We start from the raw sequence: 19,139 nt of genomic DNA, 5'->3' as shown, positions 1-19,139 counted from the left end.
TTCCCGATCCACCGGCGCGGCCCCCGGCGCCCATCCAGGAGCGCCCGTACACCACCTGGGAAGGTTCCCCATGACCACCAAGACGAGCGTGATGCGAGCGGAGATCGCCGAGCAGCCCGAGGCTCTGCGCCGCACCTTCTCCGAACTCCTACCCCTGCGCAAGGAGATCGAGGCCCTGGGACGCGAGACCGAACACGTCCTGTTCATCGCCCGGGGCTCCTCCGACAACGCCGCCGTCTACGGCGGCTACCTGCTTCAAGTGCACACCGGCCGCCTGGCCACCCTGGGCTCCCCCTCCGTCGCGACGGTCTACGGATCCAGACTCGACCTGTCCAAGGTGCTCGCGGTGGCCATCTCCCAGTCCGGGAAGACCGAGGAGATCGTCGACACCATGCGCTGGGCCGCCGACTGCGGCGCCCGAACCGTGGCCGTCACCAACGGCGCCGACTCCACGCTCGCCGAGGAGGCCGACGTCGCCCTGGTCACCCGGGCCGGGAAGGAACTGGCCGTTCCCGCGACCAAGACCTACAACACCCAGCTCGCCGCCTTGGCCGTGTTGGCCCTGGGTCTGGGCGCGAAGCTGGACCCGGGCGAGCTGGAGCTGGTCCCCCAGGGCATCGAGGAGACTCTCGCGGCCCCCACCGACGCTCTGGAGGAGATCGTCGAGCGGATGGTCGCCGTGCAGGGAGCGGTGATCTCCGGGCGCGGGCTGGCCTTCTCCACCGCCCTGGAGGCCGCCCTGAAGCTCAAGGAGGCCTGCTACACCCACGCCATGGGCATGTCCTACGCGGACCTCCTGCACGGCCCCATCGCCGTCGTGGACCCGCGGACGCCCACCCTGCTGATGGCCGCCCCCGACGGGCCGACCCTCCAGGGCACGGTGGCCCTGGCCGAGCGGGCCCGTTCGGCCGGTTCCCCGGTCTTCGGCTTCGGTGGAGGCGAGGCGCTGGCCGCCGCGAGCGACCTCTCGGTGCCCGTCCCCGACGTGCCCGAATGGGTCTCGCCCATGAACCTGATCGTCCCCGCCCAGCTGCTCACCGAGCGTCTGGCCCGCCGTCTGGGCTACGACCCCGACGTGCCCCGGGGCCTCAACAAGGTCACCCAGACCTCCTGAGACGACGTCGAAGGGCCCCGGAACATCGTTCCGGGGCCCTTCGGCATGCCGTGGATCAGAGGAGGCGGCCGATCAACAGGACCGCGCCGATGATCACCATCGCCGCCCCGGAGACACGGGTGACCATGCGGGCCGCCGCCGGGCGGGCGCCCAGGACCCGCCGAGCCAGCACCCCCACCCCCAGGTAGATCACACCGCAGCTGGCGGTGTGCACGAGGCCCAGGGTGCCGATCTGCGCGGCCAGGGGCCATCCCCCGTCGGGGTCGGTGAACTGTGGGAGCAGCGCGACGAACAACAGGAGCGCCTTGGGGTTGAGTCCGCTCACCCCGGTCCCGGTGACCATCCGCGCCACCCATGAGCCCGACGTCTCGTCCCCGGCGCCCACTCCCGGCACCGCGGGCCGGGCCAGGGTGGCCGCTCCCAGCCAGATCAGGTAGACCGACCCCAGGACGGTCAGGCCGGTGAGCAGGCCCGGAGTACCGGTGACGAGGGCGGCGACCCCGCCGGCCACCACCGCGGTGAGCGCCACATAGCCGATCACCAGGCCGCCGACCGCGGGCAGGACCGAGCGGTCCCTCAGCCCCGCCGAGATCGCGTACGCCCAGTCGGCGCCCGGCACCATGACCAACAGGACCGACACCGTCCAGAACGTCGCGACCGCTCCCGCGCCCACAGCAGGACCCCTCTTCCCCCCGAAAGACCAGTTCAGAGGGGAAGAGTAGTCTCAAAACGACCGAATATGGTTCCACTGTTTGCGCGGAACTCCGCCCTGAGTGGAAGAATATTCGCCATGGATATCGTTGACCGGAAGATTCTTGCGGAGCTCCAGGAGGACGGCCGCCTCAGTGTCACCGAACTGGCCCACCGGGTGGGCTTGAGCGTCTCCCCCTGCCACCGTCGCCTGCGCGAACTGGAACGTTCCGGGGTGATCAGCGGCTACCGTGCCCTCGTGGACGCCGAGGCCGTGGGGCTCGGCTTCCAGGCCCTGGTGTTCGTCACCATGCTCCAAGAGGACCGGGACACCGTCATCGCCTTGGAGGAGGCCGTGGCCGCCATACCCCAGGTGGTCCGCGCCGAGCGTCTGTTCGGCGACCCCGACTACCTGCTGCGTGTGGTCAGCGCCGACCTCGCCGCCTTCCGGACCCTCTACGACGAGGCGCTGGCCACCCTGCCCGGGGTCCAACGCCTGAGCTCGACCCTGGTCATGAAACACGTCGTCCAGGACCGCCCCCTACCGTCCTGAACCCCGCGAACGCACACGCGCGCGGGCGCGGTCCCTTCCGGGGCCGCGCCCGCGCGCGTGGATACGGAACCGCTACTTGGTGGCGGGGGCTCCGTGGCACTTCTTGTACTTCTTGCCCGAACCGCAGGGGCAGGGCTCGTTGCGCGAGGTGCCCGCGTACTCGTCGGCGGTCTCGCTGTGGCGCTCGACCGTCCCGTCCTCGCTCGGAGCCGAGTACTGGAGACGCTCGGGCTGTCCCTCGCCGAAACCGGGGACGACGACGTCCTCGGCGGGCTCCGCCTCGGTCTCGGGAGAAGCGGCCTCGGCGGCCTCGGTGTCCTCGTCCACGGCCGTGGCCACGGCGGTCGCGCCCGAGGCCCCTCCGACGGAGGTCGCGGTCTGCGCGGCCGCGGCGGCGGTGAGAGAGGGCTCCTGCTTCTTCTGGACCTGGACCTCGACGTTGAAGAGGTAGCCGACCGACTCCTCCTTGATGGCCTCCAGCATCTGCTGGAACATGTCGAAGCCCTCGCGCTGGAACTCGATCAGCGGGTTGCGCTGGGCCATCGCGCGCAGGCCGATGCCCTCCTGGAGATAGTCCATCTCGTAGAGGTGCTCACGCCACTTGCGGTCCATCACCTGGAGGATGACGCGACGCTCGACCTCGCGCATCGCCTCCTCGCCCAGGTCGGCCTCACGCTTGTCGTAGGCGCTCTTGGCGTCCTCGACCACGCGCTCGGCGATGAGCTCGGCGGTCAGCGAGTGCAGGTCACCGTTCTCCTCGATGAACTCGTCGACGGTGAACCCGATCGGGTAGACCTGCTTGAAGGCCCGCCAGAGCTTGTCGAGGTCCCAGTCGTCGGCGTCGCCGCGCGAGGTCTCCTCGACGACGTAGCCGCGGAGCACCTCCTCCAGCATCTCGACGACCTGGTCGCGCAGGTCCTGTCCCTCCAGGACCTTGCGGCGCTCGGCGTAGATGACCTTGCGCTGCCGGTTGAGGACCTCGTCGTACTTGAGGACGTTCTTGCGGATCTCGAAGTTCTGCGTCTCGACCTGGCCCTGAGCGGAGGCGATCGCCTTGCTCACCATGCCGGACTCGATCGGCTGGTCGTCCGGGATGTTCAGCTGGTTCATGAACACCTCCAGACGGCTGGAGTTGAACAGACGCAGCAGGTCGTCCTGGAGCGACAGGTAGAAGCGGGACATGCCCGGGTCACCCTGACGACCGGAACGGCCTCGAAGCTGGTTGTCGATACGACGCGACTCGTGGCGCTCGGTGCCCAGCACGTACAGACCGCCGGCCTCGACGACCTTCTCGTGCTCGGTCTCGAACTCCTTCTTGGCCTTGGCCAGGGCCTCCGGCCAGGCCTCCTCGTACTCCTCCGGGGTCTCCAGCGGGCTCAGGCCCCGCTTCTGGAGCTCCTCGTCGGCGAGGAAGTCGGGGTTGCCGCCCAACATGATGTCGGTACCGCGACCGGCCATGTTGGTGGCCACCGTGACAGAACCCAGCTTGCCCGCGCGCGCGATGATCGCGGCCTCACGGGCGTGGTTCTTGGCGTTGAGGACCTCGTGCGGGACGCCCTCGCGCTTCAGCATCCGAGAGAGCAACTCGGACTTCTCGACGCTGGTGGTACCGACCAGGACGGGCTGTCCGGCCTCGTGACGCTCGGCGATGTCCTCGGCCACGGCCTGGAACTTGGCGTCCTCGTGCTTGTAGACGACGTCCTTGACGTCCTCACGGATCATCGGCTTGTTGGTGGTGATGGGCACCACGCCGACGCCGTAGGTCTGGGAGAACTCGGCCGCCTCGGTCTGAGCGGTACCGGTCATGCCGGCGAGCTTCTCGTAGAGGCGGAAGTAGTTCTGGAGCGTGACCTTGGCGAGAGTCTGGTTCTCGTCCTTGATCTTGACGCGCTCCTTGGCCTCGATGGCCTGGTGCATACCCTCGTTGTAGCGACGACCCGCCAGGACACGACCGGTGAACTCGTCGACGATGAGAACCTCACCGTCCTTGACGATGTACTCCTTGTCCTTGCGGTACAGCTCCTTGGCCTTGAGGGAGTTGTTGAGGAAGCTGATCAGCGGGGTGTTGACCGCCTCGTAGAGGTTGTCGATCCCCAGCCAGTCCTCGACCTTGGCGACACCGGACTCGGTGATGCCGACGGTGCGCTTCTTCTCGTCGACCTCGTAGTCCTCGTCCTTCTTCAGACGAGGAGCGATCTTGGCGAACTCGGAGTACCACCGCGAGTTCTGCTCGGAGGGCCCGCTGATGATCAGCGGGGTGCGCGCCTCGTCGATGAGGATGGAGTCGACCTCGTCGACCAGGGCGAAGTAGTGCTCGCGCTGGACCGTGTCCTTGAGCGAGAGCGCCATGTTGTCGCGCAGGTAGTCGAAACCGAACTCGTTGTTCGTTCCGTAGGTGATGTCGGCCTGGTAGGCCTTGCGGCGGGCGGTGGTGGTCATCTGGGGACCGACCACGTCGACTTCGAGGCCGAGGAACTGGTAGACGCGACCCATGTTCTGGGCGTCGCGTCGGGCCAGGTAGTCGTTGGTGGTGATGACGTGGACGCCCTTGCCGGCCAGAGCGTTGAGGTACACCGCGAGGGTTCCGGTCAGGGTCTTGCCCTCACCGGTCTTCATCTCGGCGATGTTGCCCAGGTGCAGGGCGGCGCCGCCCATGATCTGCACGTCGAAGTGGCGCTGGCCCAAGGTGCGCTTGGCCGCCTCGCGGACGGTCGCGAAGGCCTCCGGGAGGAGGTCGTCCAGGGACTCGCCGTCCTCGTAGCGGTCCTTGTACTCCTGGGTCAGACCGCGCAGCTCCTCGTCACTGAGGTCGACGAAGTCGTCCTCGAGGAGGTTCACCTGGTCCTTGTACTTCTTGAGCCGGCGCAGGATCTTACCTTCACCCGCGCGCAGGAGCTTGTCGAGTATGCCTGGCACTTCCTATGCGCTCCTCGCAGATCGCGGTCGGCTCCACCCGAGGCGGAGAGACGGGTCGGGCCCGCTGACCGTGCTTCCGTGGCCACGGAGGTCAGGGGGAATCCTGGGTCCTCGGGCCTACATCCTAGAGGACCGTGGCCCGATTCCCGCCCTCTTGCCGAACGAGTGGAACGGGGGCGGATGTTCCCGCCCTTTTCTCAATATTTGTGCAGAGTCGCGCATTTCACCGGGTAGTGCAATGGGTGAAGGAGCGTTCCATGCGGTGCTCCGTCCCGCGGTGACGCTCGACGACGCAAGCGCGACCGGGGGGACGACATGCGTGGGGGAAGAAGGCACGAGGAGCCCAAGAGCGCGGAGGCCGGGGACCGGGAGACGTCGTTCCCCCGCACTCCCGCCGAGGTGATCGAGACGGTGGTCGAGGGGGGTCGGGGGGCCCCGCCGCACCCCGCCCCGGCCCAGCGAGGAGATCGACCCGGCGCTGGTCTGGGAGGGGCACCGACCGACCGACGACGAGCAGGATCGTCGGGGACACATCCGGGGCTTCCAGCGCCAGGGGGGTTCGCTGGCTCCGAGCAGCGGCCACCGGGGCCGCGCGGCCTCCTGGGTCGGGGTGGCCCTCGCCTTCATAGGGTTCGCCCTGGGCGGCCTGGGCATCGTCCTGGGCGGTTCGGTGGTGCTCCTGGTCATCGGAGCGGTCCTGATGGTGATCGCGCTGGTGGTGGCGGTGTCCTGCGACATCCTGAGCGACGTGGTCCTCGACCCGCCCCGGGACGAGCCGGAGGAACCGCACCAGACGCCGTTGCACCGGATCAAGCGCTCCACCGACGCCTATCGCGCCTGACCTCGAAGGACGGGCCCGCGTGCCCGGGGGCGAGGCACGCGGGCCCGTCCGCGCCGATCGCGGCGGACCCTGTTCCGGTCCGCCGCGATCGGCCTTCGAGGTGGTCCCGTCCCGATCGGTCACCGGGACGGGATGGGATGGGGTCAGTCCGTCAGGCGCAGGACACCGTAGTCGAAGCCCTTACGGCGGTAGACGACGCTCGGGGTGTCCTTGACCTCGTCGTGGAAGAGGTAGAAGTCGTGCCCGATCAGTTCCATCTCCATCAGCGCCTGGTCGATGCTCATCGGCTTGGCCCGGTGGACCTTCTCCCGCACGATCACGGGAACGTCCCCTTGGGTATCGAGTTCGACGAACTCGCCGGAGAAGCGACCGTCGACCTCGACGCCGTCGATCTCCTCCTCCCCCTCGCGCTGGGCCGGGGGTGCCGTCGTGGTGGTCGTCGGGGCGAATGAGGCCAGGTCCCCGGGGAGATCGGCGGTCGCGGCCGCCACGGAGACGGGAGTACGGCTGCCACGGTGGACCTTGCGGCGATCCGCGGCCTTGCGGAGACGGGCCTCGATCTTGTCGATGGCCAGGTCGAGGGCGCCATGACGATCGATGGAGGCGGCCTCGCTCCTGATCACGGGTCCGTCCGAGTGGATGGTCAGTTCAACCCGCTCGCGGACGTCGGCGAGCTTGGGGTTGCGCTCCTGGGACACCTCCACATCGACGCTCATGCCCTTGCGCTCCCACTTGGAGAGCCTGTCGAGCTTGTTCTCGACGTGCTGTCGGAACTTCTCACTCACACCGGTGCGTCGACCTTTGACGATGATGTCCATAGGACCCCCTTCATCGCGTGGCCGTCGTGAAGGCGACGGCCAGGCTGGCTCTGCTCCCCTCCCGTGGCGAGGAGGGGTATGACGCGTCGGCCCCCTTCCGTCGGTGCCCGGCCTCGGCCGGGGCTCGGCTCGCTTGGAAGTGCGTATACCCATCGGAGGCGGGGTCATCACCCGCCCCGCGTACATGTTTGCCCAGGTCCCGTGAGTTGCGAATAAGGACTTTCATCGCGTTTGAGATGGAAAGCCCCACAGAGGAACGGAAAACGGTCTCCGGCCCCCACCGGAGGCGGGAGGGCGTCGTCGCCCGGACCTCGCTGTGGAGCGCGTCACGGCCGGGGACGGCCCCGGAACAGGGGGGTCGGGGCGCGGCGAAAGACCGTGTGGGGGCCCGCACCCCCGGAGCCGTGGCTCCGGGAACGACGAACCCTCGCACGTCGGCATGCCACCCGTCCGGCCGACCTGGTCTTCGTCCCCACATCCGCCTGCTGAGAGTGTCGCCGCTCTTGAACGCGACTACTGCTCTTCTCCCTGTCATGAGGGACATCGGGACCCTCAGTGGGGCAGGACTTACCTCTAAGGCGCACCGTGATCGGTCGACGAAAAGTCGCCTTACGTGGGCCGTTTCGCCTGCGCCTGGCATCGGCTTGCCGGCGAAGTCCTCCGGTGTTCCCGGAGGCTTCGAATGTCCGGCGCAACCACGGACCCGGACGGGTGCCATACCTGGACCGTAACCTGTCCTGGCCCGTCTGTCAGGTAGTGAAGAGGGCCTCGGGCAACCGAAAATCATCGTCAAGCCTTACAAATAGGCACTTTTCGCCTGTTCAGGGGGCTTTGTAAAACCTTCTTTCCGGCCTCGGATCCGATCGGCCGGCCGATGTAGGACGCCGGCCCGAAGGCCGGGCCGACCGTTCCCGTTCGGCCAGGACCACCGCGCCGATCACCCGCGCGCCCTCCTCGCGCAGCGCGCGGGTCGCCTCCAGAAGCGTCGCCCCGGTGGTGAGCACGTCGTCCACGACCACGACCCTGCGCCCTCGTACGTCCACGACACCACCGGATCGGCTCCGCGGCCCCCGGGCGCGGCCCCGATCGGATGGAACGACCTCGAGGGTCCCCACCCGGTTGGCCAGACGTTCGGCCCGCCCCAGTCCGACCTGGCCGCGCGCCGTGTGGCGGTACCGCAGGACGGGGGCGACCCCGAGGGTGGCCCGAGGGCCCGAGTACAGGACGCACGCGCGCGCCAACCGGGGCACGGCTCTTCGAGGGGCACCGCCTCGACGGCCCGGGACCGGGACCAGGAGAACGTCCGGCCCCGTGCGGCGGGAGGCCAGCAGGGTACGGGCCAGCCGCTCCCCCAAGGGGCGCAGCAACCGGACGTCGCCGTGCTCCTTGTAGGCGAGCAGAACACGTCGCTCGCGACCGGCGTGGCCTCCGGCCGCCCACACCGGTGGGCACCCCGCGCGCGGCGCGCAAGGGCGCGGACCGCGTGCCAGCAGCGTCCGGCAGTCGGGGCAGAGAGGTCCCTCCGTCCCGCCACAGCCCGCGCAGAGGGAGGGCAGTAGGAGGTCGAGCAGGGCCGTGGCGAACGTGAGGAGGAGGTCACGGACCCGGAGCGCGTACCGTCCGGGCCACCGACGCGCGAACACGGGTTCGTGGTCCATGTTCCCAGGATCGGTGTTCGGCGTCCGTCCCGCCGGCCCCGTTCCGGGATCTGTGGACAACGTCCCCGCCCCGACCCCCGGGCGTCAGCCCGGGAAGGTCGGCGACCCGCCCTCGACCACGTTCTGCCAGTTCAGCGGATCGTTGGAGGCCCAGATGTTGCCGTCGTCGGAGCCGGCGAGCAGAGGTTGCCCCGGGGCTCCCGAGATGGTGACCATCCCCGCCGCCGGGGTACCGGCGCTGGCCGCCGGGCTCCCTCCGTCCAGGGACACCAGAAGGGCCTGCGGGGCACCGCCCTCGCGGCTGCCCAGTACGACGAGCTGATCGCTCGAACGCCAGGCCACGTCGATGAGGTCCTCCACGCCCCGGCCCAGGGCGATGAAGGCGTCCACCGTGACCTGGCCGTCCCCGTCCCGGGACACCCGTCCCACCTTCAGGGAGCGCTGCCCGTCCTGTTCGGTGATGACCGCGGCCCGGGTGCCGTCCCGGGAGATCTGGAAGCTGACCAGGGAATGGTCCCGCAACCCGTTGACCTGGACCCGGGCCACCTCGTCCCCGTCTCTCAACACCCACAGGGTGCTGTCGCCGGGTTCGGGCGGCTCCTCCGTCCCGCTCCCACTGAGGTTGGGGTCGCCCTCGGCGTCGGAGGCGTCCTCGGATTCCTCGTCGTCGTCCCCGTCCTCCTCGTCCCGGGTCTCCTCGACCACCCACAGGTCGCCGTTGATGTCCCAGGACAGATCGGTGAACAGGCCCTCGTCGAGTACCTCGTCGGTCCGCGCTCCGGGGCTCACGAAGCCGGTGACGACCTCACGGCCGCCCTGGGTGATGCCCGCGATGGTGCTCTCGTCGATGGAGACCGCGAACCTCTCCAGCCGCACGTCGCCCCGGCCGAGCGGACCGGGGACGGGCTCCACGTCGCCGAAGCTCTCCGAGCTCCAGTCGGAGGCGGACCAGAGCTGCCCCTCCTGCGTGTAGTAGGCGCGGATACCGCTGGAGATGGCCCCGGGGCTCACCCTCGACCACAGTTCGCTGCCCGGTCGTGGGCGATCGGCGCTGTCCCCGTCGGAGTTGGGGAAGGAGACGTCCTCGCCGTCGATCTGGAGGGTGAACTCCTGGACCTCGGGAAGCTGGCGCAGGGTCCAGGCGATCTGGGCCCCCATCGCGTACTCGTCGGGGTCGGAGACGCCGCGGATGTCGATCACGGCGCGTTGGGAGTCGATCTCCAGATCCACCCGAGCGCCTTCGGGGAAGGCCGATTCGACGGACGGCGAGAGCCAGTCGGTGGGGCCGGAGATGAGTTTGCGGAGCAGGCGTTCGGCCAGTTTGTCCGTGCTCACGGGCAGGTAGACCGGGTCGGGGACCAGGGCCGTCCCCTCCGGGTTCAGGTAGTACAGGTTGAACGGCCGGTGCGTGCGTTCGACGTCGAGTTCGCTGAGGAGCAGTTCGTCGGGGAGGTCCTGGATCCGCCACTCGCCCTCGGGGTCCTCGTTCTCCCGGGCCAGGGTGAAGGTCTCGTCGAGGAGGGCCGCCCCGACCTGGGTCGGGACGTACTTGCCGCTCTCGTCGATGTCGGCCACCAGGTTGCTGCGCACCCGGACGGTCGCGGTGAGGCCGTCGGCGGAGATGTCGGCGTCGAAGTCGGCCGAGTCCAGGTCGTTGAAGACCCGGACCGCCCCGTTGGGCGACCAGTCCTCGGCCGTCGGCGGCAGCATGTAGCTGCGCGCGGCCTTGTGGTCGTCCTCGAAGCTGCCCATGTCCTTGAGGAAGCCGTCGACCAGCCCTTCCGGGGCCACACCGGGTTGGGGGCCCGCCGGAAGGAGACGCACATAGCCGTCATAGGGGTCGCCCGAGACGTCCCCGCCCTCTCCGGGGACCACCGGACCGGTCATGGGGATGGTCGCGCAGGCCGTCAGGGACACGCAGACGGACAGACAGACCGCGATGGTACGCGTGATCACGGTGGGTCTCGCCGACCCCGCCTTGTGCGTCACAGGGCCTCCTCGTCGTCGGTCCCTCCCCGCGCCTTGGCGGACTGGTCTCCCATGGAGGTGAAGTTACGGCCCAGGGCGATCTCCGGCGGTACCAGCGGCAGCGGTGATCCGCGCAGCTCGGCCCCCGAGCGTCGGGGCAGGGACAAGCGGAACTGGGACCCCTGACCGGGCATGCCCCAGGCCTGGAGCCAACCGCCGTGCAGGGTGGCGTCCTCCTTGGCGATGGACAGCCCTAGCCCGGTGCCCCCGGTGGTGCGCACACGAGAGTAGTCGGCCCGCCAGAAGCGGTCGAAGCACAGGTGCTCCTCCCCCTCCTTCAGGCCCACGCCGTAGTCGCGCACGGCGACGGCGATGGCGTCGCGGTCCCCCGCGGCGGCGACCACCACGTCCCGTCCCTCGCTGTGCTCGATCGCGTTGACCACGAGGTTGCGCAGGATGCGGTTGATCCGTCGGGTGTCGAACTCGGCCAGGCAGGGCTCGGCCGGCAGCCGGAGGACGACCTTGATGCCGCGCCGTTCGGCGATCTGCTCGGCGTCGCCCACCGCCTTCATCACCGAGTCGCGGATGTCGGCGGACTCGATCCCCAGGGTGGCGGCCCCGGCGTCGTGGCGGCTGATCTCCAGCAGGTCGGAGAGGAGTTCCTCGAACCTCTCCACCTGGCTCTGGAGCAACTCCACGGAGCGTCGGTGGGAGGTGTCCAGCTCCTCCCGGTCCTCGAAGAGCAGGTCCCCCGCCATCCGAATGGTCGTGAGGGGGGTGCGCAGTTCGTGCGAGACGTCGGAGACGAACTGGCGCTGGACCTTGGACAGCTCCTCCAGTTCCTGGATCTTCTCCTGGAGGTTGCCCGCCATGTCGTTGAAGGACATCGCGAGCCGGGCCAGGTCGTCCTCGCCGCGCACGGTCATGCGTTCGGTGAGGTCGCCCGAGGACAGACGTTCGGCGGACTGGGCCGCGGAGCGCACCGGCGTGACCACCTGACGGGTGATCATGAAGGCGATCAGTCCGAGCAGGATCACCAGCAGGACCGCGATCAGCGCGACCGTGTTCTGGAGCAGGTCGAGGATCTCCTGCTCGTGCTGGAGCGGGAAGACGTAGTAGAGCTCGTAGGCGTGGGTGAGCTGGGCGCCCACGACCAGCGCCGGCTCGATCGATCCGTCCTCGGTCTCGATCCGCGTATACGTGTGGTACTGCTGATCGGGCGTCTCGGAGAGCCGGATCTGTTCGACCAGACGATCCGGGATGCTCTCGTCGACCGTCTCCTCGTCGACGGTCGCCCAACCGCGCTCGTCGCTCACCGACGGCAGGATCACCACGCCGTAAAGTCCGGTCTCGCCGCTGCGGCTGGTCAGCTCCCGGGCGATGTCGTTCAGGAGCCGTTCGCGGTCGCTGCTCTCGTCCTCTCGGAGCTCGGCCAGCGCGTAGCCGAGCCCGGCCCGGTGGTCGTTGACCGCGGCGCTGGTCTTGGCCTCCAGCAGCCCTCCGCGCACCTCGGAGATGAGCACGTAGCCCAGCCCCGCCATGACCACCAGGGACAGCACCAGGGTGGTGCTGATGACCCGGAGGTAGAGCGAGCGACGCCAGTTGGTGTGCACGAAGCTCACCAGGGCGCGTGCGGCCCGCTGCGCGAGGAAGTAGGCCCGGGTCAACCCCGTGGTCTGTTCCCGGCGCCGTCCCCCGGCCTCGGACAGCCCTCCGGAGGACGGGACGGACCGCACCCCTTCGGGGTCGGCCGCCCGCCCCTCCTCGGGTTCGGACACGGTCATAGGGAACCCGGCCGGATCAGGCGGTACCGGCCTTGTAGCCGACGCCGCGAACGGTCACGACGACCTCGGGGTGCTCCGGGTCCTTCTCGATCTTGGCGCGCAGGCGCTGGACGTGGACGTTGACCAGGCGCGTGTCGGCGGCGTGGCGGTAGCCCCAGACCTGCTCCAGGAGCACCTCGCGGGTGAAGACCTGGCGCGGCTTGCGGGCCAGGGCGACGAGGAGGTCGAACTCCAGCGGGGTGAGGCTGATCTGCTCGCCGTCACGACGCACGGCGTGACCGGCGACGTCGATGGTGATGTCTCCGATCTGGAGCACCTCGGGAGCGGGCTCCTCGGTGCGGCGCAGTCGAACGCGCACGCGGGCCACGAGCTCCTTGGGCTTGAAGGGCTTGACGATGTAGTCGTCGGCCCCCGATTCCAGGCCCAGAACGACGTCCACGGTGTCGCTCTTGGCGGTGAGCATGACGATGGGCACGCCGGACTCGGCGCGGATCTGACGGCAGACGTCGATGCCGTCGGCCCCGGGGAGCATCAGGTCGAGGAGGACCAGGTCGGGCTTGGTCTCGCGGAAGGCCTCCAGGGCCTTGTCCCCGTCATGGACGAACGAGGGCTCGAACCCCTCACCCCGCAGCACGATCCCCAGCATTTCGGCGAGGGCGAGGTCATCGTCGACAACCAGTACACGTCCCTTCATCGGTGTGTCCGGCACCGGGTGTCCGTCACCGCCTCGTGGGCGGAGAGCCCGGCGCCTACTCCTCTCTCCTGGAACACTCAAGACTGCGTCAGTGATTCGGTGCCCGTGGTTCCCCGGTCCGGGGAGCCGGGGAACCGGGTTTCGTCCTCTCCAACCTTGCCGGCTTCCGGCCCGGTAGGAAGAGCGATCAACGGCGTTGGGCCCTTTTGGACCGTTTTCGGCCACCGGCCGTGTCGTTCCTGTCCAGGAGAACCTGGAAAGCTCTACGACTTGGCCACTTGGTAACAGAAAGCATACAAAAGGAATGAAGTGCGTCGGTTGTCCTGGGCCACACTCCACACCCGCTGAGGAGCGGTGGAGCCGGCCGGTAGGTTGGTTTCCGATAGTTCAGAATTCGCGCGAAAATGCTCGCGCCGAGTAACCGAGCCTCACGGAGGGCGGGACGGATGACCCAGGAGGACGACCACCGGGACACCTCCGGGCGGACCCCGGACGGGACCGAGCGACAGGGGTCGCCCGAATCCGGGGAGTCCGGGGCCTCGTCCGAGGGCTGGGCCGCTCCCGGAGGGGCCACCCCGTCGCAGGACGCCCCCCGATCGCCCGCGACGCCGGACCCCACGCCTTCTCCCTGGCAGGACCGCCCCGAGGCCGCCGGTTACGGGCCGCCTCCCGGACAGGCCCCCTACGACCCCTATCCCGGACAGCACCAGGCCCCCGGATACGGATACCCCCCGCCCGGAGAGGGCGCGTACGGACACGCCCCCGGCGGCCAGGGATACCCCCCGCACCACGCGGGCCCTTACGGCCCCCACCCCGGCCAGGGCCGTCCCATGGCGCCCAAGCCCGGTGTGGTCGCGCTCCGTCCCATGAGCCTCGGCGACGTCTTCAACGGGGCGTTCGGCTACATCCGCAACAACCCGAAGACCACCATGGGCCTGGCGATCATCGTCATGGGGCTCGCGAGCATCCTGAGCACCATCGGGTCCACGCTCTTCCTGGACGACTACACCGCGTTCCTGGACGAGCTCACGGCCGACCCGTACGCGGTCTCCCCCGATGACCCGATCTTCCCGTTCTCGCCCCTCTCCACGGCCCTGGTCTACCTCGGCTCTCTGATCACCTACCTGGGCGGGGCCGTCCTGCTCGGCCTGTTGGCCGCGGTCATCGGCATGTCCGTGCTCGGCCACAGGCTCACCCCCAAGCAGGCGTGGGAGGCCGCGCGCGGACGGATCGGGGCCGTTCTCGGTCTGTCCCTGATCAAGCTGGTCATGCAGCTGGTCCTCGGCGTCGTCTTCTTCCTCGGAATGTTCCTCGCCCTCTTCGTCGGCATCATGGCCGGCGTGGCGGCCGGAGGCGACGAGGGCGTCCTGATCGGCATCGTCGTGACCCTGGCCGTGGCCCTGTTGACCCTGGCCGTGGTGGTCGCCCCCGCCGTGTGGATCTGGGTCCGGCTCTACTACGCCATGCCCGTGGTCGTGCTGGAGCGGATCGGCCCCTTCAAGGCCATGGCGCGATCCTGGCGGCTCTCCCGGGGAAGCTGGTGGCGCACCCTGGGCTACTGGCTCCTGGCCATGCTCATCGTCATGGTCGTGCAGATGGTCCTGAACACCCCGGCCGCCATCGTCAGCGGCGGGATCGCCTTCCTCGCCCCCGAGGCCGCCTGGGGCGTGATCGTGTCGGCCGCCGTCACCTACGTGGCCACCGTCCTCCTCTACGCGATCACCCAGCCGTTCGTGGCGGGTGTGAACACCCTGCTCTACATCGATCTGCGCATGCGCCGCGAGGGGTTGGACCTGCGGCTGCACCAGGCCGCCCAGCGGGGCGAGGGGGTCGGACCGGAGATCTACCTGCCGGAGCGGAGCGCATGACACTCCCGATGATCGTCCCCCTGGAGACGACCGGGGAGGAGGGCCGCCGGCGTGCGATCCAAGAGCTCTCCGACCCCCTGTACCGGGGGAGGGAACCCTCCTTCCTCGACCGCTTCATCGCCTGGCTGGACGAGATGCTGGGACGCCTGGTCATGGCCGGAGACGGCGTGATCCCCGGCTGGGTGTGGGCCCTGATCATCCTCGTGGTCCTCCTGGTCCTGATCGTCGCGCTCATCGTCTTCCTGCGCCCCTCCCGCTCCCGTCGGGCCGGCGCTCCCGTGCACGAGGGCACGGTCCTGTCCGCCGCCGACCACCGCGCCGCCTCCGACCGGCACGAGGCCGCCGGCGAGTTCGCGGAGGCCGTCACCGAACGGCTGCGCGCCATCAGCGTGGACCTGGAGGAGCGGACGATCGTCTCCCCCCGCCCCGGCCGCACCGCGACCGAACTCGCCGACGAGGCGTCCTCGACCCTCCCCGGCGAGGCCGAGGCGCTGCGCGAGGGAACCCGTATCTTCAACGACGTGGTCTACGGCGACCGCCCCGCGACCGCCGAGTCCGCGCGGACCCTGCGGGAACTGGACGTCCGTCTCGCCGCGGCCCGCCCCGCGAACGCCGGGGCCACGACCGTCGAGGAGGAGCGCCGATGACGATCGCCGCACCGCCGGAGGCGCCCCCCGCCCCCGTCCGTCCCGGCCCGGACACGACGGTCCGCCGCCTGTGGCGCGCGTTCCGCTTCCCGGTCATCCTGCTGACCGCCCTGTCCGTGGTGGCCGTCCTACTGTCGCTGGGCGCCGAGCGTTTCCCCGACGGGCTCCTGGAACCGGACTCCCCCTCCCCCGACGGCACCCGTGCCTTCGCCCGGATCCTGGGTGAGAGGTCCGATGTCACCGTGGTCCGTGACTCCGGGGCCGCCGTGGACGCGGTGGAGCGGGCCGGGGAGGACACCGTCCTCCTGGTCTTCCTCGACCACCGTCTGCTGCCCGAGGAGCTCGACACCCTCTCCGAACTGGGCACGGACACCGTCCTCGTCCAGCCGTCCCTGCGTTCGCTCGCGGCCTTCGCCCCCGGCACCGACGTGACCGGCCGAGGCGAGGCCTCGGAGCCGGTGGCGCCCGAGTGCCCCCTGCCCGCGGCCGAGGCCGCCGGAGCCGCCAGGATCGGCGGGACGCCCCGGTTCGACCGTGAGGCGTCCACGGAGCTGTACTCGGTCGCCGACGGGGTGGTCTCCCAGAGCTGTTACCCCGGCCGGAACGGCTCCGCCCTGGTGAGGGTCGACTCCCCGCACGGTGGCGCCACCACCGTGCTCGGCAGCGGCACCTTCCTCACCAACGACGCGCTGGACTCCGACGGCAACGCCGCTCTGGGGCTGAACCTGGCCTCGGCCGAGAACGTCGTGTGGCTGCGGCCCGACCCGCCCACCCAGGTCGGCGGGGCCACCATGTGGGAGCTGCTGTCGAGCGGACTGCGCTGGTCCCTCCTCCCCCTCGTGCTGACCCTGGCCCTGCTCGCCCTCTGGCGCGGTCGGCGTATGGGAGCGCTGGTCCCGGAGTCGCTGCCCGTCGTGGTGCGCGCCTCCGAGACCACCGAGGGCCGGGCCCGGCTGTACCGTTCCCGACGGGCCCGCGACCGGGCGGTGGCCGCTCTGCGCGCCGGCTTCCTGGAACGCGCGGTCCCCCGGATGGGGCTGAACTCCGACTCCGGACCCGACGCCGTGATCGCGTCGCTGGCCGCACGGACCGGCGAGGACCCCGGCACCCTGGGCCCGCTGCTGTACCCGGGCCCGACGGACCCGTACTCGGCGGACGACGAGGCGATGCTGCGGCTCGCCGACACGTTGGACGGGCTCGCCCGGAGGCTGCGGTGATCCGGGTCCGCGCGGGCCGTACCGCGCTCCCCCCACAGACCGGAATCGACAAGGGATCAGAGAGGTAGACGGCACGTGAGCGCCTTCACACCCGAGGCATCGCCCTCCGCCGAAGAGGCACGGGCGGCCCTGAACGCCCTGCGCCGCGAGGTGGCCAAGGCGGTCGTGGGCCAGGACGAGACGGTGACCGGGCTGGTCGTGGCACTGCTGTGCCGTGGCCACATCCTGCTGGAGGGTGTGCCCGGTGTCGCCAAGACCCTGCTCGTGCGCACGGTCTCCGCGGCCCTGTCCCTGGACCACAAGCGGGTCCAGTTCACCCCCGACCTCATGCCGGGCGACGTGACGGGTTCGCTCGTCTACGACCAGCACACGGCGAAGTTCGAGTTCATGAAGGGCCCGGTCTTCACCAACCTGCTGTTGGCCGACGAGATCAACCGGACCCCTCCCAAGACCCAGGCCTCCCTGCTGGAGGCCATGGAGGAGCGGCAGGTCACCGTCGAGGGCAACCCGATGGCGCTCCCCGACCCGTTCATGGTGGCCGCCACCCAGAACCCGGTCGAGTACGAGGGCACCTATCCGCTGCCCGAGGCCCAGTTGGACCGTTTCCTGCTCAAGGTGACGATCCCGCTGCCCGAACGCGCCGCCGAGATCGACATGCTGGGGCGGCACGCCGCGGGCTTCGACCCCGGTGACCTGGCCGCGGCCGGGGTGACCGCCGTGGCCGGCGCCGCCGAGCTGCGCGCCGCCCGTGAGGCGGCCGCCCGGGTCCGTGTGGCCCCGGAGGTCCTCGGCTACATCGTGGACCTGTGCCGGGCCACCCGTTTCTCCCCGTCCCTGCAGCTGGGCGCCTCGCCGCGTGGTGCCACCGCGCTGTTGCGGACCAGCCGCGCGTGGGCGTGGCTCTCGGGCCGCGACTACGTGACCCCCGACGACGTCAAGGCCCTGGCCAAGGGCACCCTGCGGCACCGGATCGGGCTGCGTCCCGAGGCCGAACTGGAGGGGGCCACCACGGACGGGATCCTGGACGGCGTGCTCGCCTCCGTCCCGGTGCCGCGCTGATGGTGGTCACCGGCCGGGCGGCCCTGCTCACGCTCCTGGCGACGGTGGCGGTGGCGATCTCCGGCCAGATCGGCTCCACGGTCACCGCCATCGCCGTGTCCCTGGTGGTGCTGATCGTCGTGGTGGACGTGCTGGCGGCGACCTCCCCGGCGCGGCTGGTCCTGTCCCGGGAGGGCGACACCTCCGTGCGTTCGGGCGATTCCGCGTCGGTGTCGGTCCTGATCGCCAACCCGACGGGGCGCCGGCTGCGCGGTTCGGTACGCGACGCCTGGCCGCCGAGCTCGCACGCCTCGCCGCGCTCTCGTGAGCTGCTGGTGGGCCCCGGCGAGCGTCGACGGGTGACGACCACGCTCACACCCTCCCGGCGTGGTGACGCGCGCTCCGCCGGAGTGACGGTGCGCAGCGTCGGCCCCTTGGGCGTGGCCGGACGGCAGCGGACGCTCCAGGCCCCCTGGACGGTGCGGACGCTCCCGCCCTTCCACAGCCGCAGGCACCTTCCGGGCAAACTGTCCCGGCTGCGCGAGCTGGAGGGCCGCCACACCGCGATGGTGCGGGGCCAGGGCAGCGAGTTCGACTCGTTGCGCGACTACGTGCCCGGCGACGACGTGCGTTCGATCGACTGGCGCGCCACCGCCCGGGACGACGGGGTGGTGGTGCGGACCTGGCGCCCCGAACGGGATCGGCGCGTCCTCATCGTGCTGGACACCGGCCGGACCTCGGCGGGGCGGGTCGGAGACACCCCGCGCCTGGACCACTCCATGGACGCCGCGCTGCTGCTGACCGCGCTGGCGGGCAAGGCGGGCGACCGGGTCGACTTCATGGCCTACGACCGTGCCGTCCGGGCCCGGGTGAAGGCCTCGGGCAAGGGCAGTCAGGTGCACCGTGTCGTGGAGGCCATGGCGCCGTTGGAGGCCGCCCTGGTGGAGTCCGATCCGGCCGGGATGGTCGGCTCCGTGATGACCCAGGGCCGCAGCCGTCGACTGGTGGTGCTGCTGACCGACCTCAACGCGGCCGCCTTGGAGGAGGGGCTGTTGCCGAGGCTTCCCCTGTTGTCCTCGCGCCACCTGCTCCTGGTGGCGGCGGTACGGGACCCGAAGGTGGCGGAGATGGCCGCCGAACGCGGGGACGCCGACGCCCTCTACCGGGCGGCCTCGGCCGAACGCACCCTGAGCGAGCGGCACCGGATCACCGCGGAGTTGCGCCGGGCGGGGGCCGAGGTGGTCGACGCCGACCCCGAGCGGATCGCTCCGGCGCTGGCCGACGCCTACATCGACCTCAAGGCCCAGGGCCGCCTGTAGGCGCTCTCCCGAGG

General features: G+C 70.2%; 15 protein-coding genes. 8 read left to right on the top strand and 7 right to left on the bottom strand.

The window, feature by feature from the left end; translation table 11 throughout:
* Nucleotides 1-70 precede the first annotated feature (70 nt).
* Nucleotides 71-1,114 carry an SIS domain-containing protein gene (locus tag D451_RS0104185; RefSeq protein WP_014912977.1) on the top strand — a complete coding sequence of 348 codons (1,044 nt, stop codon included), beginning with the start codon at nt 71-73 and terminating at the stop codon, nt 1,112-1,114.
* A gap of 55 nt (nt 1,115-1,169) precedes the next feature.
* On the opposite strand, the gene D451_RS0104180 is transcribed toward D451_RS0104185, so the two are convergent.
* Nucleotides 1,170-1,787: a LysE family translocator gene (locus tag D451_RS0104180; RefSeq protein ID WP_017533522.1), complete on the bottom strand. Its 618-nt coding sequence runs from the start codon at nt 1,785-1,787 to the stop codon at nt 1,170-1,172.
* Between the two features lie 117 nt (nt 1,788-1,904).
* On the opposite strand from D451_RS0104180, the gene D451_RS0104175 reads away from it, so the two are divergent.
* Complete coding sequence (locus D451_RS0104175; RefSeq protein ID WP_014910230.1) at nt 1,905-2,357, top strand: Lrp/AsnC family transcriptional regulator; 453 nt, start codon at nt 1,905-1,907, stop codon at nt 2,355-2,357.
* A gap of 72 nt (nt 2,358-2,429) precedes the next feature.
* On the opposite strand, the gene secA is transcribed toward D451_RS0104175, so the two are convergent.
* Complete coding sequence (gene secA, locus D451_RS0104170) at nt 2,430-5,273, bottom strand: preprotein translocase subunit SecA (protein ID WP_017533521.1); 2,844 nt, start codon at nt 5,271-5,273, stop codon at nt 2,430-2,432.
* 610 nt (nt 5,274-5,883) lie between these two features.
* Between secA and D451_RS28910 the strand changes: the two genes are divergently transcribed.
* Nucleotides 5,884-6,114 (top strand): hypothetical protein, encoded by a 231-nt coding sequence (locus D451_RS28910; protein WP_017533520.1) that lies wholly within the window; start codon nt 5,884-5,886, stop codon nt 6,112-6,114.
* Between the two features lie 143 nt (nt 6,115-6,257).
* On the opposite strand, the gene hpf is transcribed toward D451_RS28910, so the two are convergent.
* From hpf to mtrA, 5 genes are all read right to left on the bottom strand, one after another.
* Entirely contained in the window at nt 6,258-6,932 is a 675-nt protein-coding gene (gene hpf, locus D451_RS0104160; protein ID WP_014910965.1) for a ribosome hibernation-promoting factor, HPF/YfiA family, read from the bottom strand.
* A gap of 821 nt (nt 6,933-7,753) precedes the next feature.
* A complete protein-coding gene (locus D451_RS0104155; RefSeq protein WP_017533519.1) occupies nt 7,754-8,590 on the bottom strand; it encodes a ComF family protein in 837 nt (278 codons plus the stop codon).
* Between the two features lie 84 nt (nt 8,591-8,674).
* Nucleotides 8,675-10,579 (bottom strand): LpqB family beta-propeller domain-containing protein, encoded by a 1,905-nt coding sequence (locus tag D451_RS0104150; RefSeq protein WP_014909913.1) that lies wholly within the window; start codon nt 10,577-10,579, stop codon nt 8,675-8,677.
* Nucleotides 10,576-12,342, bottom strand: coding sequence for an MtrAB system histidine kinase MtrB (gene mtrB / locus D451_RS0104145; protein ID WP_017533518.1), 1,767 nt, complete (start codon nt 12,340-12,342; stop codon nt 10,576-10,578). Before mtrB ends, D451_RS0104150 begins: the two co-directional genes overlap by 4 nt.
* Nucleotides 12,343-12,358: 16 nt before the next feature.
* On the bottom strand, nt 12,359-13,036 hold the full coding sequence (mtrA, locus tag D451_RS0104140) for an MtrAB system response regulator MtrA (RefSeq protein ID WP_014908694.1): 678 nt from the start codon (nt 13,034-13,036) through the stop codon (nt 12,359-12,361).
* Nucleotides 13,037-13,482: 446 nt separating this feature from the next.
* Here mtrA and D451_RS28750 point away from each other — a divergent pair, with 446 nt between their 5' ends.
* The 5 genes from D451_RS28750 (at nt 13,483) to D451_RS0104115 (ending at nt 19,125) form a co-directional block, all read left to right on the top strand.
* The gene (locus tag D451_RS28750) at nt 13,483-14,904 is read left to right on the top strand and encodes a glycerophosphoryl diester phosphodiesterase membrane domain-containing protein (protein WP_017533517.1); all 1,422 of its coding nucleotides are present in this window, start codon (nt 13,483-13,485) and stop codon (nt 14,902-14,904) included.
* Nucleotides 14,901-15,551, top strand: coding sequence for a DUF4129 domain-containing protein (locus tag D451_RS0104130; protein ID WP_026124814.1), 651 nt, complete (start codon nt 14,901-14,903; stop codon nt 15,549-15,551). Before D451_RS28750 ends, D451_RS0104130 begins: the two co-directional genes overlap by 4 nt.
* The gene (locus D451_RS0104125) at nt 15,548-16,768 is read left to right on the top strand and encodes a DUF4350 domain-containing protein (protein WP_017533516.1); all 1,221 of its coding nucleotides are present in this window, start codon (nt 15,548-15,550) and stop codon (nt 16,766-16,768) included. The genes D451_RS0104130 and D451_RS0104125 overlap by 4 nt, the downstream gene beginning before the upstream one ends.
* A 75-nt stretch (nt 16,769-16,843) precedes the next feature.
* A complete protein-coding gene (locus D451_RS0104120; RefSeq protein WP_017533515.1) occupies nt 16,844-17,827 on the top strand; it encodes an AAA family ATPase in 984 nt (327 codons plus the stop codon).
* On the top strand, nt 17,827-19,125 hold the full coding sequence (locus D451_RS0104115; RefSeq protein WP_017533514.1) for a DUF58 domain-containing protein: 1,299 nt from the start codon (nt 17,827-17,829) through the stop codon (nt 19,123-19,125). Before D451_RS0104120 ends, D451_RS0104115 begins: the two co-directional genes overlap by 1 nt.
* The last annotated feature ends 14 nt before the right edge of the window (nt 19,126-19,139 follow it).

It is taken from the genome of Nocardiopsis alba DSM 43377 (assembly GCF_000341225.1).
Taxonomy (GTDB): domain Bacteria; phylum Actinomycetota; class Actinomycetes; order Streptosporangiales; family Streptosporangiaceae; genus Nocardiopsis; species Nocardiopsis alba.
The sequence above is the reverse complement of the archived record's forward strand: the minus strand, read 5'-3'. Positions and strand labels throughout refer to the sequence as shown.